The organism is Morganella sp. B601 (assembly GCF_051172335.1).
In the GTDB taxonomy this organism is placed as follows: Bacteria; Pseudomonadota; Gammaproteobacteria; order Enterobacterales; family Enterobacteriaceae; genus Morganella; species Morganella morganii.
This window is the reverse complement of the sequence record NZ_JBPIZE010000005.1, coordinates 183786-206838: the sequence shown is the minus strand read 5'-3', so window position 1 is coordinate 206838 and position 23053 is coordinate 183786. Positions and strand designations below refer to the sequence as shown.

Annotated in this window: 18 protein-coding genes and 1 pseudogene; 11 read left to right on the top strand and 8 right to left on the bottom strand. The window is 52.9% G+C overall.

Translation table 11 applies throughout. The annotated features are described in order from the left end of the window. Positions 1 to 84 precede the first annotated feature (84 nt). From gluQRS to sfsA, 3 genes are all read right to left on the bottom strand, one after another. Entirely contained in the window at positions 85 to 987 is a 903-nt protein-coding gene (gluQRS, locus tag ACSBQN_RS14470; RefSeq protein WP_024472739.1) for a tRNA glutamyl-Q(34) synthetase GluQRS, read from the bottom strand. A gap of 55 nt (positions 988 to 1042) precedes the next feature. Further along, positions 1043 to 1498, bottom strand: coding sequence for an RNA polymerase-binding protein DksA (dksA, locus tag ACSBQN_RS14465; protein WP_004238923.1), 456 nt, complete (start codon positions 1496 to 1498; stop codon positions 1043 to 1045). 187 nt (positions 1499 to 1685) lie between these two features. Next, entirely contained in the window at positions 1686 to 2396 is a 711-nt protein-coding gene (sfsA, locus tag ACSBQN_RS14460) for a DNA/RNA nuclease SfsA (protein WP_337137301.1), read from the bottom strand. 92 nt (positions 2397 to 2488) lie between these two features. Here sfsA and hrpB point away from each other — a divergent pair, with 92 nt between their 5' ends. The 3 genes from hrpB to ACSBQN_RS14445 all read left to right on the top strand — a co-directional run bounded on the left by hrpB (position 2489) and on the right by ACSBQN_RS14445 (position 8049). Then, a complete protein-coding gene (gene hrpB, locus ACSBQN_RS14455) occupies positions 2489 to 4939 on the top strand; it encodes an ATP-dependent helicase HrpB (protein ID WP_337137302.1) in 2451 nt (816 codons plus the stop codon). 134 nt (positions 4940 to 5073) lie between these two features. Next, a complete protein-coding gene (gene mrcB / locus ACSBQN_RS14450) occupies positions 5074 to 7581 on the top strand; it encodes a bifunctional glycosyl transferase/transpeptidase (RefSeq protein WP_354632927.1) in 2508 nt (835 codons plus the stop codon). A 147-nt stretch (positions 7582 to 7728) separates the two neighbouring features. After that, on the top strand, positions 7729 to 8049 hold the full coding sequence (locus tag ACSBQN_RS14445) for a HigA family addiction module antitoxin (protein WP_046895108.1): 321 nt from the start codon (positions 7729 to 7731) through the stop codon (positions 8047 to 8049). Positions 8050 to 8108: 59 nt separating this feature from the next. On the opposite strand, the gene fdnI is transcribed toward ACSBQN_RS14445, so the two are convergent. The 4 genes from fdnI to ACSBQN_RS14425 all read right to left on the bottom strand — a co-directional run bounded on the left by fdnI (position 8109) and on the right by ACSBQN_RS14425 (position 13762). Then, a complete protein-coding gene (gene fdnI, locus ACSBQN_RS14440) occupies positions 8109 to 8765 on the bottom strand; it encodes a formate dehydrogenase-N subunit gamma (RefSeq protein ID WP_004235987.1) in 657 nt (218 codons plus the stop codon). Then, the gene (gene fdxH / locus ACSBQN_RS14435; protein WP_004235986.1) at positions 8758 to 9648 is read right to left on the bottom strand and encodes a formate dehydrogenase subunit beta; all 891 of its coding nucleotides are present in this window, start codon (positions 9646 to 9648) and stop codon (positions 8758 to 8760) included. The genes fdnI and fdxH overlap by 8 nt, the downstream gene beginning before the upstream one ends. A gap of 9 nt (positions 9649 to 9657) precedes the next feature. Then, entirely contained in the window at positions 9658 to 12705 is a 3048-nt protein-coding gene (gene fdnG, locus ACSBQN_RS14430) for a formate dehydrogenase-N subunit alpha (RefSeq protein ID WP_139144829.1), read from the bottom strand. 271 nt (positions 12706 to 12976) lie between these two features. After that, positions 12977 to 13762, bottom strand: coding sequence for an AraC family transcriptional regulator (locus ACSBQN_RS14425; protein WP_024472733.1), 786 nt, complete (start codon positions 13760 to 13762; stop codon positions 12977 to 12979). Positions 13763 to 14210: 448 nt separating this feature from the next. Between ACSBQN_RS14425 and ACSBQN_RS14420 the strand changes: the two are divergent. From ACSBQN_RS14420 to ACSBQN_RS14400, 5 genes and pseudogenes are all read left to right on the top strand, one after another. After that, a pseudogene (locus ACSBQN_RS14420) lies at positions 14211 to 16076 on the top strand (DMSO/selenate family reductase complex A subunit); the annotation flags it as partial. Next, entirely contained in the window at positions 16073 to 16714 is a 642-nt protein-coding gene (locus ACSBQN_RS14415; RefSeq protein ID WP_354632926.1) for a DMSO/selenate family reductase complex B subunit, read from the top strand. The pseudogene ACSBQN_RS14420 and the gene ACSBQN_RS14415, both read left to right, overlap by 4 nt. Before the next feature lie 52 nt (positions 16715 to 16766). Continuing rightward, positions 16767 to 17486, top strand: a complete 720-nt coding sequence (locus ACSBQN_RS14410) for a DmsC/YnfH family molybdoenzyme membrane anchor subunit (protein ID WP_354632925.1) — start codon at positions 16767 to 16769, stop codon at positions 17484 to 17486. Positions 17487 to 17541: 55 nt separating this feature from the next. Beyond that, positions 17542 to 17907: a tlde1 domain-containing protein gene (locus ACSBQN_RS14405; RefSeq protein ID WP_024472730.1), complete on the top strand. Its 366-nt coding sequence runs from the start codon at positions 17542 to 17544 to the stop codon at positions 17905 to 17907. Continuing rightward, on the top strand, positions 17904 to 18353 hold the full coding sequence (locus ACSBQN_RS14400) for a hypothetical protein (protein ID WP_227989215.1): 450 nt from the start codon (positions 17904 to 17906) through the stop codon (positions 18351 to 18353). Before ACSBQN_RS14405 ends, ACSBQN_RS14400 begins: the two co-directional genes overlap by 4 nt. 61 nt (positions 18354 to 18414) lie before the next feature. Here ACSBQN_RS14400 and hemL read toward each other — a convergent pair whose 3' ends face one another. Further along, positions 18415 to 19695 carry a glutamate-1-semialdehyde 2,1-aminomutase gene (gene hemL / locus ACSBQN_RS14395; RefSeq protein WP_036417975.1) on the bottom strand — a complete coding sequence of 427 codons (1281 nt, stop codon included), beginning with the start codon at positions 19693 to 19695 and terminating at the stop codon, positions 18415 to 18417. 239 nt (positions 19696 to 19934) lie between these two features. Between hemL and erpA the strand changes: the two genes are divergently transcribed. The 3 genes from erpA (at position 19935) to ACSBQN_RS14380 (ending at position 23025) form a co-directional block, all read left to right on the top strand. After that, entirely contained in the window at positions 19935 to 20279 is a 345-nt protein-coding gene (gene erpA / locus ACSBQN_RS14390; protein WP_004235975.1) for an iron-sulfur cluster insertion protein ErpA, read from the top strand. A gap of 720 nt (positions 20280 to 20999) precedes the next feature. Next, on the top strand, positions 21000 to 22349 hold the full coding sequence (locus ACSBQN_RS14385; protein ID WP_024472726.1) for a radical SAM protein: 1350 nt from the start codon (positions 21000 to 21002) through the stop codon (positions 22347 to 22349). Then, complete coding sequence (locus ACSBQN_RS14380; RefSeq protein WP_024472725.1) at positions 22339 to 23025, top strand: TorD/DmsD family molecular chaperone; 687 nt, start codon at positions 22339 to 22341, stop codon at positions 23023 to 23025. Before ACSBQN_RS14385 ends, ACSBQN_RS14380 begins: the two co-directional genes overlap by 11 nt. Positions 23026 to 23053 lie beyond the last annotated feature (28 nt).

Below are 23053 nucleotides of genomic sequence, written 5' to 3'. Positions count from 1 at the left end.
ACAATTAAATGAACTAAAAAATAAGCGACTAATAATATCGTACACTTGGTTTTTTGAGAATGCTTTAGCCCGGATATTGCGGAATTATTCCCTGTCCGTCACCACATCATCACGCGGTACGGCAGCAATATCCCAGTTCCGCACACTGTATGCCAGCAGTTCAGTCAGGGAAAGCGACAGCGGATCCGTTTCCGGCAGCGGCTGCCGGAGTACCTGCAACGCCTGCCATAACAGCGGGCGCGGATCACTGAGCGGCACCGGGGTGGCATGATTTTGCTTGGAGAGTTTACGCGCCGCCGGGCCCAGCATCAACGGCAAATGCAGATAATGCGGCTCCGGCAGCCTGAGCTGGCGGTATAATGAGAGCTGATGTGAGGTGGGATACAGTAAATCCGCGCCTCTGACCACCTCTGTCACACCCTGATAATCATCATCGAGCACCACCACCAGGTTATAGGCAAAGAGCTTATCTTTGCGGAAGATAATGATATCTTCCTCTGCTGTGGCGTTATCCGTAAACACATCGCCCCGCAGGCCATCGGTAAAATGGTACACCGGATGCGTCCTGATAAGCCGCAGCGCGGCGTTATCCGGCGGCAGGCCGCGCTGACGGCAGGTGCCGGGGTAATGGCCGCCGCTGTCATGTACATCATGCCGTGTGCAGGTGCAGTAATAGCACAGCCCGGTGGCTTTCAGCTGTTCAATCACGTCACGGTAAGCATCATGGCGGCGCGACTGATACAGCACATCGCCGTCCCAGTGCAGGCCGTAATGGTCAAGAATACGCAGAATGGCATCCGCAGCACCCGGTACTTCACGGGGCGGGTCGATATCATCAATACGGAGAAGCCAGCGTCCGCCGAGGTGACGGGCCTGAAGATAACTCCCCAGTGCGGTCACCAGAGAGCCGAAATGAAGCGCACCGGAAGGTGAGGGTGCGAAGCGGCCGGTATAACCGGGCGCTGAGCCGGCAGAATATTCCGTCATCTGTAGTGGCATAAAAACGGACGGCGCTGTCAAAGCGCCGTCTGTGGTGAATCTGTCAGCCCGCCATCTGCTTTTCGCGGATTTCAGCCAGCGTCTTACAGTCGATACATAAATCTGCGGTCGGACGCGCCTCTAAACGGCGGATACCGATTTCAACCCCGCAGGACTCACAAAAACCAAAATCGTCGTCCTCAACCTTTTTGAGGGTTTTTTCGATCTTTTTGATCAGTTTGCGTTCGCGGTCACGGTTGCGCAGTTCCAGGCTGAATTCTTCTTCCTGAGCGGCACGGTCAACCGGGTCCGGGAAGTTAGCTGCTTCATCCTGCATGTGCGTGACAGTGCGGTTTACTTCATCCCTGAGTTGGTTGCGCCATGCTTCAAGTATCAGCTTGAAATGGGCCAACTGGGCTTCGTTCATGTATTCTTCGCCTGCCTTCTCGTGATACGGCTCCACGCCGGCAATGGCAAGAATGCTCAGGGACGAGGTTTTACGTTTTTGCCCTTCTTGCATAATGCTTCTCCTACACACGCATGTCTGACAATATCCCTTAGAGGGGAAAAATAGGCCGCTATAGATAGCAGATGATTATGGATAATGCAACCCTTGCTTTCATTAGTTTTGTAAGGTGTGAAGAACAGCGTGTTTATTCACCCCGCAACTCACAAAATATCCTATTTATTATTAAAAAAATTGATATTCACCCCATGAATACAAAGGGTATCTTTTCTCCGGCAGTGATGCCATCCGGTGTCATCCGCATTCTGTAACAAATTACTTCAGTTCCGGACTGTGATGCCTGCTGCAAAAGTGATGAATATTTTTTATCAATGTGCGCTGCGTCCGATACGGCCTCAATCCCTGAATGCAGTACAGCAAAAAACAGAACAGCACGATTTCCCGCTTCAGCAATTGCTTGTAACTCACGTAAGTGTTTTTGTCCACGTAAAGTTACGGTGTCGGGAAAATAACCGTGTCCGTTTTCCAGCAGCGTGACGGATTTCACCTCAACATAGCAGGGCTTTTTCTGCGGATCCGTCAGTAAAAAATCAACCCGGCTGTTTTCACTGCCGTATCTTACTTCCTGTGCCAGCGTCTGGTACCCGGCAAGTTCCGGGATCCGGTTCTGCGCAATCGCCTCAGCTACCACCCGGTTCGCCTGCATCGTATTCACACAAATCAGATGTCCGGCCTGTGTCTGCGTCAGTTCCCAGCTGTGCGGATACTTGCGCTTTGCATTGGCGGATTCGGAATACCAGACGGTATCACCCGGCGTGGCACAGCCTGTCATCGCGCCGGTATTGGCACAATGAATGGTGATGGTGCGCCGGTCCTGCGTGATAATATCCGCCAGAAAACGTTTGTAACGCTGCACCAGTGTGCCCGCCTGTAACGGGGGATGAAATTCCATCGTAACTCCTGTCAATGTGACTGCACTTTTCAGGGGGCGGCAATGCTACAATGTTGTGCGTCGAAAGTTAAGCAGATAATGATGAGGTTTTTGTGACATATTCCCCCGTTTGTAACATTTATCCGGCACTCAGTACGGCACTGAAAAGTGCTCCGCAGGTGTTGTTACAGGCTCCGACCGGCAGCGGGAAATCCACTATTCTGCCGTTGCTGATGCTGAAAGACGCTTCTGTCACCGGACGGATTATCATGCTGGAGCCCCGCCGTATCGCGGCCCGCAGCGTGGCGCACCGGCTGGCATCGCAGCTCGGGGAGCGTCCGGGGGAAACCGTGGGTTACCGGATGCGCGGTGAAACCCGGGTCAGTGCAGCTACCCGGTTTGAGGTTGTTACAGAGGGAATTCTGGTCAGAATGTTACAGCAGGATCCGGAATTATCCGAAGTAAGCATCATTATTCTGGATGAATTCCACGAACGGAATTTACAGGCCGATCTCGCCCTTGCGCTGTTGCTGGATGTCCAGTCCTCACTGCGTGATGATTTGCGTCTGCTGGTGATGTCCGCGACCTTAGATAATGAACAACTACTGTCCCTGCTGCCGCAGGCGGAGGTGATCACGGCGGAGGGGCGCGCTTTCCCGGTGGAGAGGCGGTATCAGCCGCTCAGTGCGCATCAGCCTTTTATCAGTGAGGTAACCCGGGCGGTGTTACAGCTGTATCAGCAGGAGGAAGGCTCTGTGCTGGTGTTTCTGCCGGGACAGGCGGAAATCTGCCGGTTACAGGAACAACTGACCGGTAAAACGGATGCGGATACCCTTATCTGCCCGCTGTACGGCGCACTTTCCCTGAAAGAACAGCAGCAGGCGATTGAACCGCCGCCACCCGGTATGCGCAAAATCGTGCTGGCGACCAATATTGCCGAAACCAGCCTGACGATTGAAGGCGTGACTCTGGTGGTGGACAGCTGTCTGGAGAAAACCGCGCAGTTTGATCCGCGCAGCGGACTGACCCGCCTGGTGCGCAGCCGCATCAGCCGCTCATCGATGACACAGCGTGCCGGTCGCGCCGGACGTCTGGCGCCGGGGATCTGTCTGCATTTGTGCGGACAGGCGGAAGCAGAACGCGCTGCGGCTCACAGTGAGCCTGAAATCTGTCACAGTGACCTGGCCGGGCTGGTGCTGAACCTGGCGCAGTGGGGCTGCCGTGAGGTCTCACAGCTTGCCTGGCTTGATACTCCGCCTGTTGTGGCGGTACAGGTGGCGAAAAAACTACTGACAGAAATGGGCTGTCTTCTGCCTGGCGGCGGATTGGCCGCCAAAGGTGAGGCAATGGCCGCCTCCGGGACAGAGCCGCGCCTCTCGGCGTTGTGGCTTTATACCCTTAATGAAGAACCGGCATATATATACTATGCCGCCCGGCTGATTGCCGCGCTGGAAGAGCCTTCCCGCGTGGGTAACGGCAATCTGCTGCATGATCTGACACACCCGTCCGCCCGGTGGGATAAACGGGCGCACCAGCTGTTGCAGGCCGCCGGTTTGCCGGTCAGAAAACCGTCACATGACCCGGACAGCGGCTGGCTGTGCCGCACCTTATTACAGGGCTTTCCGGACAGAATCGCCGGTAACCGCGGGCGCTCCGGTGCGTTTCTGCTGGCAAACGGCACCGGCGCGGTTACGGATGAAAGTAGTCCGCTCGGCAATGAATCCGGGCTTATCGCCCCGCTGATCCTGCAAAATGAGCAGCAGGCCAATGCGCGGATCCTGAAAGCGGTGCCGTTTGAATTATCACAGCTGACAGAAATGGCACCGCACCTGCTGAAAACAGAAAACCGCCTGACCCGTGATGAAAACAAAGGCAGCTGGCAGGCGTGGCAGGCGGTCACCTGCGGGCAGCTGATTATTGAGCGGAAACCGCTGGCGGCACCGTCTGATGAGGTTGTCCGCGATGCGCTGCTCAGTTGGATCCGCGAACAGGGTTTATCCGTTCTGCCGCTGAATGAAGCCTGTGAGCAGTTGCTTATCCGCCAGCAGCTGGCAAATGATCTGTTTCCGGAACAGCCGCTGCCGGCGGCGGATAATGATACACTGCTCGCCGGGCTGGAATCCTGGCTGTCGCCGTATCTGACCGGTGTGCGCAATCAGCAGCAGCTGGCAAGTCTGGATTTATACGGCGCGCTGCGTCAGCGGATGGACTGGTCTCAGCAGCAATGGCTTGATGCACAATTCCCGCGTCATTTTGAAGTACCCACCGGCACCCGGATCCCTGTAGAATATGCGGCGGATAAACCGCCGGTGATGGCAGTCCGCATTCAGGAGATGTATGGTGTGCGTGAAACGCCGGTGGTGGCGCAGGGACGGCTGCCGGTGACGGTCAGTCTGTTATCCCCCGCACACCGCCCGATACAGGTTACTGCCGACCTGAAAGCCTTCTGGGGCGGGAGCTACCGGGAGGTGCAGAAAGAGATGAAAGGGCGCTATCCCAAACATTTCTGGCCGGACGATCCGGCAAATGCACAGCCGACAAAGCGTGTAAAAAAGTTTATGTAAATGCAAAGATAGTCTTTGTTTAACGGATTTTTACTGTGTCTGTTGCCGGAATCGGCGACAATAGCAACTGATGAAATAACCGCCTGTCCCGCCCGGCACATGATTGTGCGGCAGACAGACTGACGGGAGAGACCATGTCTGATTTTGATCGTGAACCCACCGGCCGCAGGGGCAGCAAGGCTTCTGCCGGTAAAAAAAGAGGGCGCTCAGACCGCCGTCGCCGCCGGGATGAGGATTATGACGATGATATTGAATACGATGATGAATTCGGGGATGACGAACCGGATGATGATGATTATGACGATGAAGAGGATAGTCCGCGCATGAGTAAAAAAGGGCGCAAAAACAAGCCGCCCAAACGGCGCTGGCGCTGGTTCTGGTTCCTGGTCAAACTCGGCATTGTGATGACTATCCTGCTGGGGATTTACGGCGTTTATCTGGCCGGAAAAATCAGTGACCGCCTGGACGGTAAAGTCTGGGATCTGCCTGCGGCGGTTTACGGACGCACTGTAAACCTCGAACCGGGTATGGATTACAGCCTGAATGAGATGGTGAAACTGCTTGAAGGTATGCAGTACCGCAAAGTCACCAAAATCACCCGTGCCGGTGAATTTTCCGTGACCGGTAATACTATTCAGATGCTGCGCCGCCCGTTTGATTTCCCGGACAGTAAAGAAGGTCAGATTAACGCCCGGCTGACTTTCGGCAGCAGCGGACTGGAAAAAATTGAAAACGTGGATAACGGTCGTGAATTTGGTTTCTTCCGCCTCGATCCGAAACTTATCACTATGCTGCAATCCGCAAATGGTGAGCAGCGCCTGTTCCTGGCCCGCAGCGGCTTCCCGGATGAGCTGGTTAAAGCCCTGCTGGTGACCGAAGACCGCAATTTCTATGAGCATGACGGTATCAGCATCACCTCCATCGGGCGTGCCCTTCTGGCAAACCTGACGGCGGGACGTGCGGTTCAGGGCGGCAGTACCCTGACACAGCAGCTGGTGAAAAACCTGTTCTTATCCAATGAGCGGACACTGGTGCGTAAAGCGAATGAAGCCTATATGGCGCTCATTATGGATTACCGCTACGACAAAGACCGAATTCTGGAACTGTATCTCAACGAAGTGTATCTGGGACAGAGCGGGGATGAGCAAATTCGCGGCTTCCCGCTGGCGAGCCTCTATTACTTCGGCCGTCCGGTGGATGAGCTGAGCCTTGACCAGGTGGCACTGCTGGTGGGGATGGTAAAAGGCGCGTCGGTCTATAACCCGTGGCGTAACCCGAAAAATGCCCTTGAGCGCCGTAACGTGGTGCTGAAACTCCTGCAAACCCAGGGCGGTGTGATCGATCAGGAAATGTATGACGTCCTGAGTGCACGTCCGCTGGGTGTGAAAGAGAAAAGCGGCGTGATCACCCCGCAGCCTGCATTTATGCAGCTGGTTCGTCAGGAACTGCGCGAGAAGCTCGGCGATAAAGTGGATGATCTGTCCGGCGTGAAAATCTTCACCACACTGGATCCGGTTTCCCAGGATGCGGCTGAAAATGCCGTTGAGGAAGGCGTGAAAGCCATCCGTGCAGAGCGTAAAAAACCGGAGCTGGAAGGGGCGATGGTGGTGGTTGACCGTATCAGCGGGGAAGTCCGCGCGATGGTCGGCGGCTCCCAGCCGCAGTTTGCCGGGTTTAACCGTGCGATGGCGGCGGAGCGCTCTATCGGCTCGCTGGCAAAACCGATGACTTATCTCACCGCGCTTGGTATTCCGGACACTTATCGCCTGAATACCTGGCTGGACGATCAGCCGCTGACCATTAATGTGCCGGGCGGCGGCGGTACCTGGTCACCGCGTAACGACAGCAAAACCTTCAGCGGCCGTGTGATGCTGGTGGATGCGCTGGCGCGCTCTATCAACGTGCCGACGGTTAACCTCGGTATGGCGGTCGGCCTGGATGCGGTGGCGGATACCTTTGTCCGTCTCGGCGCGCCGGCTAAAAATATCCAGAAAGTCCCGGCAATGCTGCTCGGCGCGGTAAACCTGACACCATTGCAGGTCTCTCAGCTGTTCCAGACCATCGGCAGCGGCGGTAACCGCGCGACACTGTCTGCGCTGCGCTCGGTGATTGCGGAAGACGGCACAGTTATTTATCAGAGCTTCCCGCAGGCACAGCGCGCTGTGGCCCCGCAGGCGGCCTATATGACGCTGTACGGGATGCAACAGGTGGTGGAACGCGGTACCGCGGCCCGCCGTCTGGGATCGAAATTCGGTAAATATCATCTGGCCGGGAAAACCGGGACCACCAACCTGATGCGCGACAGCTGGTTTGTCGGTATCGACGGCAAAGAAGTCACCGTTTCGTGGATGGGCCTGGATGATAACAGCCCGTCCGGCCTGTACGGCGGTTCCGGTGCACTGGTGCTCTATGGCCGTTATCTGGACAATCAGCCGCCGCTGGCACTGAATCTCACACCGCCGGAAGATATCGCAGAGATGTCGGTCAATGCGGACGGCAACTTTGTCTGCAACGGCGTGGGGGTCACCCGGACATTACCGGTCTGGACAACGGACGCACAGGCGCTGTGCGGACAGCAGGCCCCGGCTCAGCAGCAGGGCGAAGAAGCCCCCGGCTGGCTGAAAGAGATGTTTGAACAGTAATCCTCTGTTCTGTGAGAAGCACTGAAAACCCGCCGCAAGGCGGGTTTTGTTTTATGGAATAGAGCTCACTGTTGCATGATGAGTAACGCCATGATACGGTGTTACTCATCATGCAACAGACGCGTTTAAATTTGGGAATTATCACTGATGAAACAGGCTATTGTTTCACATCCCGGTACAATCGTAGCCAATATACTGACTGATCTGGGTGTGGGAGTTCGTCAGTTTGCCGGAAATATCGGGGTAACACCGGCAACGGTTTCCCGGTTCTTATCGGGGAAAACAGCCCTGACACCGGCTCTGGCAATCCGGATAGCAGCAGCATTAGGCAGCAACCCGGCATTCTGGCTGCGCTTACAGGCAAATTATGATTTGCACCGCCTGGAAAAGGAAATCGATATTTCGGGGATCACGCTGTACGGCGATTCTGAAGAAGATGGTTTTTGTAATACATCGGCGGATAAATGAACAGAATCTGAAAGCGCACCCATAGGTGCGCTTTTTGGTCTCATACAGAATGTTTCAGTTTACTTCTTCTGCTTCGCTTCCTCAGCAGCTTCTTCGGCTTCCACTTCTTCATACCAGCGCGGGTGATGTTTCTTCGCCCAGCGGCGGCTGACTTTACCTTCCACCATACCTTTGATCGATCCTTTCACCCAGAAAGCCATATACATATGGATCAGGATGGCGTGGATCAGGACGATAGCCGCCGTTGCGTGGATCAGCAGACTCCAGCGGATCATCCACATCGGGAAGTAGTGCGCAAAGTACGGACGCCAGATGATGATCCCGGTGGCCAGCAGCACGAAGATCATGCTCATAATGCTCCAGAACATCATTTTCTGTCCGGCGTTGTATTTACCGACACGCGCCACATGGTGTTCGTTGCCTTTCAGCACTTCGATAATGTTTTTAATCCACGGCAGATCTTCTCTGTCCGGGATGTTGTGCTTAACGAAGCGGAAAAACATAAACATCAGCACGACGAAAATCAGCACACCAAAGAACGGGTGCAGAATACGCCCCATTGCCGGTGTCCCGAAAGTTTCCGTCAGCCACTGGAGTGTCGGGAAGAACAGCGCAATACCGGATAAGGAGACCAGGAAAAAGCAGATCACCACTGTCCAGTGACAGGCACGATCAATAAATTTCGTGCGGACGATCATTTTGCTTTTCTTACTCATGGTGAGTTTCCTCCTCTTCCTCATCGTCCGTCTCTTTGTTCGGGCCGATCCCCACATAGTGGAATACCAGTCCGGCAAAGGTGGCGATAAACCCGATAGCCGACAGCGGTTTCAGTACCCCTTTCCAGAGATCAATCGGTGTATCAATCTGCGGATCTTTCGGCAGCCCGTGATAGAGCTCCGGATTATCCGCGTGCTGCAGCACATACATCACGTGTGTACCGCCGACACCGTCCGGATTGTAGACCCCGGCGTTGGCAAAGCCGCGTTTTTTCAGCTTCTGTACGCGCTCATCCGCCACTTCCAGCATGTCTTTTTTGGTACCGAAATGGATAGCACCGGTCGGACAGGTTTTCACACAGGCAGGCTCCTGGCCCACGCTGACCCGGTCAACACAGAGTGTGCATTTGTACACCCGGTTATCTTTCGGATTCAGACGCGGAATATTGAACGGGCAACCCGCAATACAGTAGCCGCAGCCGATGCAGTGTTCTGACTGGAAATCAACGATACCGTTGGCGTACTGAATAATCGCACCGGCAGACGGGCAGGCTTTCAGGCAGCCCGGATCCGAACAGTGCATGCAGCCGTCCTTGCGGATCAGCCACTCCAGTTTGCCGTTCTCTTTGGTCTCGCTGAACCGCATGACAGTCCAGGATTTGGCGCTGAGATCAGTCGGGTTATCATAAACCCCGGTACAGAACCCGACCTCATCACGGATGTCATTCCATTCGGAACAGGCCACCTGACAGGCTTTACAGCCGATACAGGTGGACACATCGATCAGCTTGGCGACTTCAAACTTGTCGTCACGGGCCTGAGGAGGCGGCGTTATGCTGTTGGTCGCAGAACGTTTGATAATGTCTTGAGATTGCATGGACATAATTCCTCCTTACGCCTTCTCGATATTGACTAAGAACGCTTTGAATTCAGGCGTTTGCGAGTTGGCGTCACCGACTCCCGGCGTCAGTGTGTTGGTGATAAAGCCTTTTTGGGCAGCACCTTCAAAACCCCAGTGGATCGGGAGCCCGACCGTTTCGACCGGTTTACCGTCCACCATCAGTGTCTGAAGGCGCGGTGTCACTACCGCAACCGCGCGGATAAAGCCGCGTTTACTGCTGACTTTTACTTTATCGCCGCTGCGTATCCCTTTGGCTGCGCCCAGGGTTTCACTGATTTCCACAAACTGTTCCGGTTGTGCGATAGCATTGAGCCGCGCATGTTTGGTCCAGGTATGGAAATGCTCTGTCAGGCGATAGGTTGTGCCCACATACGGGAATTCCGTGTGACTGCCCAGACGGTTTTTATCGTCCTCAAAGATACGGGCGGCCGGGTTGGATATCACCTCCGGATGCAGCGGGTTAGTACCAATCGGCGTTTCAAACGGCTCATAGTGTTCCGGGAACGGTCCTTCCGCCATTTTATCGATGGCAAACAGACGGCCTAAACCTTCCGGCTGCATGATAAACGGCCCGGTACCGGCTTCCGGCGCAGAGGCGTTGAAGTCAGGGATATCGTTACCGACCCACTTCTTGCCGTTCCACTCGATAAGCACGCGGTTTTTATCCCACGGTTTACCCTGCGGATCGGCTGAGGCGCGGTTATAAATAACACGGCGGTTCAGCGGCCATGCCCATGCCCAGCCGAGGGTGTTACCGATGCCGGACGGGTCACTGTTATCCCGTTTCGCCATCTGGTTGCCCTGTTCCGTCCAGCAGCCGGTGTAGATCCAGCAGGAGGACGCAGTTGAACCGTCATCACGCAGCAGCGCAAAGGAGCTGAGCAGCTCGCCTTTTTTGGCCTGTAAATTACCGTTGGCGTCATACAGATCTTCAAGGGCCACGCCGTTGTTCTCTTTGGCGACTTCATCGGATTCCGGATTGAACGGCTGCTTGTAATCCCAGGACATTTTCATCAGTTGGTCAACACCCTGACCGCCTTCCTGCTGATACAGTTCGCGCATTTTCCACAGAATACCGGCAAGGATCTGACCATCGGTACGGGCTTCCCCCGGGGCATCCGCTGCTTTCCAGTGCCACTGTAACCAGCGGCCGGAGTTGGCAATCGAGCCGTCTTCTTCCGCGAAGCAGGTCGACGGCAGACGGAATACTTCGGTCTGAATGGATGCCGGATCCACATCATTCATATCGCCGTGGTTCTGCCAGAAACTTGCGGTTTCAGTACTCAGCGGATCAACGGTGACCAGGTATTTCAGTTTGCTCAGGCAACTGACCACTTTGTTTTTGTCCGGGAAGGACGCGACCGGGTTAAAGCCCTGACAGATATAGCCGTTGATTTCGCCTTTGTTCATCATGTCGAAATACTTCAGCACGTCATAAGCCTGATCCCATTTCGGCAGCCAGTCATAGCCCCACTGGTTCTCTTTGGTTGCTTCATCGCCGTAGAAAGATTTCATCAGGCTGACGAAGAACTTCGGATAGTTACTCCAGTAGTTGACCTGGCCCGGCAGCGTGGCTTTCGGCGTATTGGCTTTCAGATAGCTGTCGATATCGGTCTGTTTCTCAGACGGCAGAGTCAGATAACCCGGCAGGCTGGTGGAGAGCAGACCCAGGTCTGTCAGACCCTGAATGTTGGAGTGACCGCGCAGGGCGTTCACGCCGCCGCCTGCCACACCCATGTTGCCGAGCAGCAGCTGGATCATTGCCATGGTACGGATGTTCTGTGCGCCGACGGTATGCTGCGTCCAGCCGAGGGCATACAGGAAGGTTGCCGCACGGTTGGCCGGGCTGGTGGAGGCCAGAATCTCACAGACTTTGAGGAAATCCGCCTGCGGTGTGCCGCAGATTTTTTCCACCATCTCCGGCGTATAACGGCTGACGTGTTCTTTCAGCTTATTCCACACACACTGCGGATTTTGCAGGGTGTCGTCACGCAGCGCATAGCCGTCTTCACCGAACTGGTAATTCCAGGTGGTTTTGTCGTAACGGCGTTTTTCAGCATCGTAGCCGCTGAATAAACCGTCTTTGAATGTATAATCCTCACGGACCAGTAACGGCGCATTGGTGTAATGGCGCACATACTCGTCGTGGAATTTTCCGTTTTCCATCAGGTACAGGATCACGCCGGAAAGGAACGTAATGTCGGTCCCGGAACGGATAGGGATGTAGTGATCTGCCACGGATGCGGTCCGCGTAAAGCGCGGATCGATAACGATCAGTGTGGCATCATTGTTGTTTTTCGCTTCCATCGCCCAGCGGAAACCGACAGGATGTGCTTCCGCAGCATTCCCGCCCATCACCACAACGACGTTGGCGTTTTTGATATCAACCCAGTGGTTGGTCATGGCACCGCGACCAAATGTCGGAGCAAGACTTGCTACCGTTGGTCCGTGTCAGACACGCGCCTGGTTATCGACTGCCAGCATCCCGAGGGAACGGGTAAACTTCTGGGTTAACATCCCGGTTTCGTTGCTGGCGGCAGAGGCGCAGAGCATCCCGGTGGTCAGCCAGCGGTTTACCGTGGTGCCTTCGCTGTTTTTCTCAATGAAGTTGGCATCACGGTCGGCTTTCATCAGACGGGCAATACGCTCAAAAGCGTCATCCCAGCTGATTCGCTGCCATTTATCCGAGCCCGGCGCGCGGTACTGCGGATAACGCAGACGGCTTTCACTGTGAATATAATCGAGCAGACCGGCACCTTTCGGGCATAACGCCCCGCGGTTGACCGGGTGATCAGGGTCACCCTCGACGTGGAAAATCGCTGATTTGGCATTCATGGCACCATCACCCATGCTGTAAATCAGTAATCCGCATCCGACGGAGCAGTAGGTACAGGTGTTACGGGTCTCTTTTGAACGGAGTAATTTGTATTCCCGGACATTAGACATTGCTACTGACGGCATAAAGCCTAAAGCGGCGGCAGTTGTTCCGGCGAGACCGCCGGCACAAACCTTAAAGAACTGTCTGCGGCTGAAATTCATCGCATCCTCTTTTTTATTTATTTGTAAAAAATCGTGAGGAGAATATCAGCAAAGGTTGAATTTATATTGCCTGAAATCAATGAAAGTGAACTTTGATGTTTAATAATTATCAATTGGGGTTTTTAGTGTTTTGTAAATAATCACAAAGTGGTAGGGGGAATTAAGGATGTTGATTCAGATCAATTAAAAAAATAAGTGTCCGGAGAAAAAAGAAAAATAAGTCAAATTTCACCGGCGGCACATAATAAGATTATATTTGTTAAAAAACAATTTAAAAATGGCGGATATCCGAATCATCATTTTTAAAATGGGAAGGGGATTGCCCCATCTGTTTTTTAAACATAATTGAGAATGCCCCCGCACTGTTGTAACCCAGCTCATACGCCACTTCGGTAATCGATTTTCCGGACAGAATATGAGACAGCGAGTTCAGAAGACACGCCTGCTGCCGCCATTCTGAAAATGACATCCCGGTCTGGGTGCGGAAAAAACGGCTGAAAGAGCGCTCGCTTTTGTGCAGCTGTTCCGCCCACTCCCCCGGCTGTGAGGTGATAACCGGTTTGCGCATAAACTCACGGCACAGATGACCGAGCTTCTCATCACGCGGGATCGGCGCGAAAAACGGAAGCGGGGGCATACGCGCCAGCTCGCAGAGGAGCAGCTGCATCAGCACACCGTCACGCCCCTGAATATCATATTCCGCCGGGATATCCACCGCCTCCAGCAGCAGCTGGCGCAGCAGCGGGGAGACACTCACCACTTCACAACTGACGGCGTGACGCGGCTTTGCTGCCGGTTCGATATACAGACTGCGCGTGCTGACATTCAGCATCCGGGTTTCATGGGCGACCTGTTCCGGGATCCACACACCACAGGACGGCGGGATCACCCACTCACCGTCTGCGGTACTGACTTCAATCAGCCCGGTGGCCGGATATAAAAACTGTGCCCGGCGGTGGGCGTGGTATTCCAGCAGGGTATCGGGCAGATAATCGGTGCCGAGCGCAATGACATCCCGCGCGATATTATCCACGCTTTTTAACGGAATATTTCTCATGAGTGCTGTGCTCCGTATCTGACTGAAAGTAAAAACCGGCGGGTGTTATATCAGATCCCGCCACCGCAAAACAGGGCTTTTGTGACAATAACAGAAGCGGATGCCACATCTGTATTATTACGGTAACAAACATAAAACGTTCAGTTAACAGTAACCGGAAACAGGCCGGAATTCAAATGTCGTTGTCTGATTTGCGCATGGAGGCAATATATTAATCCATTACTATTTTGCTGCCGCCATTCTGTTTATACAGATTTTAATTATTTCCGGTTATTAAGCGATTACCGGTGGCGTGAAGTTATTTCCGGTCATTTAAAATTAAATAATATTTATTGTTTCCTGATGTTTTAAATACCGCACTCTGTTTCTCACCCGGGGTAAATCCATTATGAGTCATCAATCCGGCCACGATAATGAAAAGTCCGGCGCTCCCGGCGAAATAAGCCGCCGCCGCCTGTTTAACCTGACCGGCGGCTTTCTGGAAAACTATCATTCCGTCAGTAACGGCAACACCATTGCGGCCACGCCCTATACCTACGGCACGGCGGCCAGCGGCAGCACGCTCGATACTCTGGAAAATACGCCGCTGGTGATCCTGTGGGGACATAACCCGAACGAAACGATTTTCGGGCACAGTAACCACTATTTCCAGAAGATGAAAAAGAACGGCACCAAATTTATCGTTGTCGATCCGCGCTATTCCGATACCGCCTCTTCGCTGGCGGATCAGTGGATCCCGCTGCTGCCGACCACCGACAACGCGATGATGGATGCAATGATGTATGTCATCGTGACAGAAAATCTGCACGATCAGGCATTTATTGATAAATACACCCTGGGTTTCAGTGAAGATCAGATGCCGGAAGGCGTGGCGGATAATGAATCGCTGGTGGCGTATCTGACCGGTCAGAAAGACGGCATGGCCAAAACCCCGGAATAGGCGGAGAAAATCACCAAAGTCCCGGCGGACACTATCCGTCAGCTGGCGCGTGAATATGCCACAACCAAACCGGCGGTACTGATGCAGGGCTGGGGGCCGCAGAGTCATATCTGCGGTGAGCGCAGTGCGCGCGGGGCCACGCTGCTGGCAACGATTACCGGTAATGTCGGTGTGCGCGGCGGCTGGGCAGCGGGTTACGGCATGGCACAGAATCCGGAACTGCGTAAAACCATCGCCGGACCGAAGCTGTTTAATAACCCGGTCAAAGCCAAAATCAACATCACCAATTGGGTGCAGGCGTGCGAAAACAAAAACCTGGTCACGCCGGATAACGGACTGAAAAATGCAGACAAACTCGGCACCGAAATCAAAATGATTTTTTCGATGGCGGGTAACTACATGACCAACCAGAACACCGATATTCTTCATGCCGCAGGCGTGCTGGAGGATGAATCGAAAGTCGAATTTATCGTCTGCAGTGACCTCTATCTCACCCCGAGTGCGAAATATGCCGACCTGCTGCTGCCGGAAACCAGTTTTCTGGAACGCTGGAATATCGGCGGCACCTGGAGTTACGGCGATTATCTGATCCTGTCCGAAAAAGCCATTGAGCCGGAGTTTGAACGGCGCACTGACTATGACTGGCTGTGCGAAGTGGCAGAGAAACTGGGTGTCCGTGATGCTTTCACCGAAGGCCATGAAACAGATCGCGACTGGATAGAGTTTCTCGTCAATGACGCGGCACAGAAGCGCCCGGAAGATAACATCCCGGCGTTTGCTGAGCTGCTGGTCAAACGCCGCCATTTATTAACGCATCGTCCGCATACACAGAACGTTGCGTTTGAGCAGAATATTCAGGATCCGGAAAACAACCCGTTTCCTACCCCGTCCGGCAAAATCGAGATTTTCTCCAAACGCCTGTATGACATGCACAATCCGGAGATCACGGCACTGTCTCATTATGTTCCGGCAACAGAAGGGCCGGAAGACAATCTGACCGCGAAATACCCGTTACAGCTGCTCACCTGGAAAGGGCGCAACCGCGCGAACTCCACCCAGTTTGCCAACCCGTGGTTACAGGAAGTGCAGCGCCAGGAGCTGTGGATCAACCCGGCGGATGCGGCTGATCGCGGCATCAGTGACGGTGAAAAAGTGAAAGTGTATAACGATCGCGGTATCACCATGATCCCGGTGAAAATCACACCGCGCATTATGCCGGGTGTGGTGGCATTACAGGCCGGCGCCTGGTGGCAGCCGGACAGCAACGACATTGATCAGGGCGGATGTGCCAACGTGCTCACCTCGTCACGCAGTACCGCGCTCACCCACGGCAACGCACACCAGACACTATTAGTTGAGGTGGAAAAAGCATGAGCAAATTCATTGTTTATCCGGCAGTCAGTGACAAACAGTTAGGTTTCTATATTGATTCCGCCCGCTGCTCCGGTTGTAAGGCGTGTCAGGTGGCGTGCAAGGACAAAAATAATCTTGATGCCGGCCGCCGCTTCCGCCGCGTGTATGAAATGACCGGCGGCGGCTACAGCCGCAATAAAAACGGCGCGCTGATTAATAACGTGTTCGCTTATACGTTCTCCATCTCCTGTAACCACTGCAAAGATCCGATTTGCGTGCGCAACTGCCCGACAACCACAATGCATAAACGCGAAGGGGACGGCATTGTGATGGTCAATACCGATAAATGTGTCGGCTGTGGTGCCTGTGCGTGGTCGTGTCCGTACGGTGCACCACAGATGAATCCGGAGACGAAACAGATGCCGAAATGCGATTTCTGTATTGATCTTCATCAGAAAGGTGAACAGCCGGTATGTGTCAGCACCTGTCCGCTCGGGGCGATTCAGTTCGGGCCAATTGAGGAACTGCGGGCGAAATACGGTTCACTCGATTACGTGACAGGTTTGCCGGATCCGTCCATCACGCACCCGAATCTGGTGACCAATCCGCATCAGGGCGCGAATTTTGATGACATGAACAGTGAGAGAAAAGAAAAATGAATGAGTGGTCACTTTTAATTTTCACTTACATGATGAATGCGGCGGCGGGGCTGTGCGTTGTGAGCGGGGTGTTTGCCGTGAAGTGGTGGTAACGGCTGTATTTGTCGGTGCGCTCGGTGTCAGTTTTCTCTGGCTGTGGAAGACAGGAAAATTCTCTTTCCTGTTATACGGCGGGGCAATGGTGATCGGGCTGGCGGATATTTTTTGTATGACATCGATTTACCGCTATACATCGATTCTGACCTGGAATGACATCAACACCTATCTGATGTTTTACGGCACAACACTGACACTCGGTGCCGTCCTGTTTGTGCTGGTGGTGATGGTGATCCGGAAAGCCGGACACCGGGCCGGGATTACACTGCCCGCAGACGCACTGTCCTTATCACAGCTGTGGCTGTTGTGGGGAGTGATGGCGGTAAGTCTGATCGGGCGCCTGCTGTATCAGCCGTTTTATGCGCATTACCTGACGCGTACGCAACTGACACATAAATCAATCACCTTTCCGCTGTCACCGATTGAGGCGTATGACAGTGTTGCCGGGCTGCGGATTGGTGTCTGGGCAGCGGCGGTAATTGGTGTGGCACTCTGCGGTATCTCTCTGGTGCGGGTACAGAAAAAAGCACGCAGCGGTTTACCGGTCTGCGCCTCTTTCTCCGGAGGCGTGTTTTTTTATCTGCTGTATTACGTATTTCTTTCTGAGCCGGATTCCCGGTTAACCGCATGTCACTGTCAATTTATCTTTATGGTGTTATTATTCTTATTATTTTAAAAAAGTAAGGCTTTTATCATGATAATTGCTTTTAATGCATAAGGAATATTCAGAGATGGCATGGAAATACGATGTTGCAACACGGGCATTCTCACTGAACGGCGTGCATCAGTTTTATGCGGAATACGCTGGTGCACAAGGGTACAAAAATGATTCTGCTTATGAGTGCAGAGCAAATCAGGGACCACTGCCGCGCGGAACATACACCATCAGCGCTCCTTTTACCCACAGCACTGCCGGAGCTTATACCCTGAGATTAACCCCGGCAGCCGGTAATGATATGTGCGGGCGGGCAGGTTTCCTGATCCACGGGGACAGTGTCCGTAATCCGGGAACTGCATCCACCGGCTGTATTGTGCTGGCAAAATCCCACAGAAAAGAAATCGCGGACAGTGGTGATACGGAACTGATTGTCGAATGAAACTGAAATATTTATCGCCGCTGCTGTTATCACTGGTCAGTGCGCCGTTGTTTGCCGCACCGGATATTGTCAGTGAATGCAGCAAACCCGGCCGCTCGGTTGACCGGGAAATGCAGATAGTGATGGAGCATACGCTTCACATTGATATGAAACAGATTGATGAAAGCAAAACCAGAACAGAAATTCTGTCTGCTCAACCGGCCGGGGAACTGCTGATTTCTCAGCTTGCACAGGAAACCTATGATTCTCTGACAGATAAATCCAAAAGCTCACCGGAATCCTATAAAAAACTGTTTTCTGTTAATCCGCCGTATAACCTGGTTTTGCGGATCACGTATGTGAATAAAGATAATAAGAAGAATATCTTTATCGCCTCCGGACTGGCTGACAAAGATGAGTGCTCGGTGCACTTTAACGGCTGGCTGACAGAGCAGCGGGAATTCTGAGGCCGTCATAAACAAAAACGCCCGGGCAGATGCCGGGCGTGACAGATAGATTATGCGGGCATTACAGCTCTGAGAAAGCGTAAGCGGCCGCATCAATGGTTTTGCGGATATCTTCGTCGCTGTGCGCGACAGACATAAATCCGGCCTCAAAGGCGGATGGTGCCAGGTAAATACCCTGTTGCAGCATCAGGTGAAAGAACTTCTTAAAGCGCTCAACGTCGCAGTTCATCACATCCTGATAGCAGGTGACCGCCGGTGCATCGGTAAAGAACAGGCCGAACATCCCGCCGACATGGTTAACCACAAACGGAATACCCGCTTCACGGGCTTTCTCGCACAGACCGTCTGCCAGCATATCCGTCAGTTCGGTCAGGCGCTGATGCACACCCGGCTGAGCGATTTCATGTAAGCAGGCAAGACCCGCCGCCATCGCGATCGGGTTACCGGACAGCGTTCCTGCCTGATAAACCGGGCCGGTCGGGGCAAGTTTTTCCATGATTTCACCACGGCCGCCGAAGGCGCCCACCGGCATCCCGCCGCCGATAATTTTACCCAGACAGGTCAGATCCGGCTCAACATCATAATGCGCCTGAGCACCACCCAGCGCGACGCGGAAACCGGTCATCACTTCATCGATAATCAGCAGCGCACCGAACTCATCACACAGGGCGCGCAGGCCCGGCAGGAAATCCGCTGACGGCGGTATACAGTTCATATTCCCGGCGACCGGCTCGACAATGATACAGGCGATATCGTGCGGATGTTTTTCAAACGCCTCGCGGACAGAGCTCAGGTCATTGTAGGTGCAGGTCAGTGTGTGTCTGGCAAAATCTGCCGGCACACCCGGTGAGTTCGGCTGGCCGATGGTCAGTGCGCCGGAACCGGCTTTCACCAGCAGGCAGTCTGCGTGTCCGTGGTAGCAGCCTTCAAATTTGATGATTTTATCGCGGGCGGTATAACCGCGTGCCAGACGAATCGCACTCATGGTGGCTTCGGTACCGGAGTTCACCATGCGCACCATATCCATGGACGGCACCAGTTCGGTGACAAATTTCGCCATTTCCACTTCATCGGCAGTCGGAGCACCGAAACTCAGCCCTTTTTCCACCGCTTTGATGACGGCGGTGCGGATGGCCGGGTGATTATGCCCCAGCACCATCGGCCCCCAGGAGCCGACATAGTCGATATAGGCTTTGCCGTCGACATCATAAATATAGGCCCCGTTGGCGCGCTCGATAAACAGCGGCGTACCACCGACACCGTTAAAGGCACGAACCGGTGAGTTCACACCACCCGGGATAAAATGTTGTGCTTCAGTATAGAGATTTTCAGAACGGCTCATGCAGGACTCCTGTCAGTCGGTGAGCGGGAAATTGCGGCTATTGTAAAGGAGAGCGGCGGTGAATCCAACTTATCGCATTATCCTCATGATAACTATATCCTTATTAATAGTGTGGTCACTATGCTTTCTGTGTGACGAAACTTGAACGATTGCCGGAGGTGGTGGATAATCAGCAGTAGTGTCCGGAAGCGGTCAGCTTCTGCGTGTGTTTACTGGTTGCGGCCAGTCTGGAGTAATAAATGAGCGATGATTCAGCAATGCCTCTGCAATTTACTGATGCGGCAGCTAAAAAAGTAAAAATCTTAATCGCGGATGAAGAAAATCCGAACCTGCGTCTGCGTGTGTATATCACCGGCGGCGGTTGCAGCGGTTTCCAGTATGGCTTCACGTTTGATGATGCCATCAATGACGGCGACATGACCATCGAAAAAGAAGGCGTGGCGCTGGTGGTTGATCCGATGAGCCTGCAATATCTGGTCGGCGGTTGTGTGGATTATACCGAAGGGCTGGAAGGTTCGCGGTTTATCGTCACCAACCCGAATGCCAAAACAACCTGTGGCTGTGGTTCTTCTTTCAGTATCTGATTTATCCGCAGACAAAAAACAAAACGGGCGCTTTATGCGCCCGTTTTGTTTTTATGCCGATAAGTATCATTAAAGAAAGAAGGGTTATTTTCTGTAACCTGTATCCATACAATAAAAGAGGATAATTGTGTATATCCGGCCTCAGACAGAGAAAATCGGTCATTCAGGATGATTTTATTCCGCTGCACTGCAAAAACCAGGATCTCCGGCTGAAACAGGAGCATATAAATACGGAGGATTATATTATATAACGGTATAATACTAATATTATTTGTCAGATAAACTGATGAATTAATAAAATGAAACAAAAATATATTATTTAATATTTTTAATCCGGATCTTTTATTGCCATATAGTTTTTAATTTAATTATTTATTAAATATCAATCGCATTTACGGCATTTTAATACAGTGCTGAAATTGGTTTATTGCTTTGATTTGTAATGATTTTTTATTTGTTTGCTCAGCTTTATTATATTCATTATTGGCTGATTACATTATCGCTGCATATTTATATATATAGCGGTAAGTTGATTTCATCTTGATCCCGCTCAATATGCCGGTATTTCACTCATTTACACTGAACATGTAAAAATATTACCTGTTCACATCGGTCACACCTGAAATATGAGAAATAAATGCAGGAATATACCGGACTATTTTATCTCAGCCAGTGATACCCGCCGGAGCGTTTCCGGCAGTGTACGTTAAGGAATCTTCTATGATTTACCCGCTGACAGAACAGACCCCGGTTTTACAGCATAATGCGGCGTTGCAGCGGTATGTCCGGCGCTATGCCGATATTGAAAAACAGACACAGCAGGCTATCGCACAGTACGGATTGTCTTTTGAATCGCCGTACCGGCGTCAGGCCGAAACGGATGCGCTGCGTCGTGAGGTGAAAGCGCTGGGCGCGGTATTTGCCAACAACGGCAAAAGCATCCACAGCCGCTGGCTGTCATCCGCCTGTGTGCAGTGCCGCACCGGCGAGGGCAGTTACACCACGTTTTTATCCCTGAAATGTCACCGTGATTGCTATTTCTGCTTCAATCCGAATCAGGAAAATTACGATGGTTTTCAGCATGAGATGCGGGATGCTATTGGTGAGGTGAATGCGATAGCTGAAGAGGGGTATCCGCTCACCCATATTGCCCTGACCGGTGGTGAGCCGCTGCTGTTTCGTCAGGAGAGCATCCGCTTTTTTGAAACGGTACAGGCGAAACTGCCCGGCGTTCATACCCGGCTGTATACCGCCGGTGATCCGCTGGATCGTAATACCGCGCTGGCACTGGCGAAAGCCGGTCTGAAAGAGGTGCGTTTCAGTATCAAAATTGATGATCCGCCGGAGAAAATTGAAAAGGTTCTCAGCCGGATAGCACTGGCGCGGGAGATTTTCCCGGATGTGATGGTGGAAATGCCGGTGATCCCGGGCAGTGAAGAGCAGATGTATGATCTGCTGCTGAAACTGGATGCTATCGGCGTGGACGGCATCAATCTGCTGGAATTCTGTTTCCCGCTGACCAACAGCCCGGCCTATCAGGAACGGAGCTTTGCCCTGAAAAATCCCCCTTATGAAGTTTATTACAACTACTGGTACGCCGGTGGCCTGGCGGTGGCAGACAGTGAGCTGGCTTGTCTGCGGGTGCTGAAGTTTGCCCTCGGAAATCAGCTTTCCGTTGGTGTGCATTACTGCTCGCTGGAAAACAAACACACCGGCCAGGTGTATCAGAGCAATGCGTTTCTCAGTGCGGAGCCGTATTACCTGTTTTCTTCCCGTGATTACTTTTTCAAAAGCGCCAAGGTGTTCGGTGAGGACTGTGCTGCCGTTGCGGCAGCGTTGCGTAAGGCGGGTGTCCCGTTCCGTGAGGATCTCCTGCACGGTTTTTTACAATTCAGTCCTGAATCGATTATGCGCCTGACAGACACTCCTGAACTGCCTGTTCTGCTGACATCCCACATTGCGGAAGCCGATGAGCAGGGCAATCCCCTGATTAAAGAAGTGCGGGTGGAATTCACCACGCCCGCTGAATTTTCGCCCGACGATATCCACGGAGGTATGTGTGAACAGTGATAACCGGGATCCGGATTATCTGTATGCGCGTCAGTTTGCTTATGACGTCCTGCGCCGTCTGCTGACGGACGAACCGACAGCGGAACTGCTGGTTTATCTGCGTGATGAGGGGCTGTCACTGTTTCCGGCAGATGATGCACTCCCTGCCATGCAGAGTGCGCTCGATGCCATGCAGGATGATCTGAACACCCGCATGCTTAAACGCGGTGCCGCCGATTTTGAGGCACTGCACTGGGATTTCACACGCCTGTTTATCGGGCCGGAATCGCCGCCTGCACCGCCGTGGGAGTCGGTTTATGTCTCCCGCGACAAACTGCTGTTTCAGGAAAGTACCCTGAATGTGAAAACCTTTTACCAGCAGAACGGTTTTCATATGCCGGAAAAGGAGTATGAGGCGGCGGATCATATCGGCTATGAGCTTGATTTCCTCTGGAAACTGAGTGAACAGGCGTCACAGGAGCTTGACCGGGAACAGGCAATGTGTGAGCGCATCACTGCGCCGCTGGCTGTTTCCTCTGACTTTATGCAGGCACATCTGCTGGCGTTTATCACGCCGTTCTGTCGTGAACTGAATAATCACGCGGAGACCGCGTTTTATCGTCAGCTCAGCACACTTCTGGAAGTCTTTGTCCGGAGTGATTATAAAAAAATCAATGAATTAATAAACTTACAATAATAATTTAAAAACCTGATGATGAGGTAAG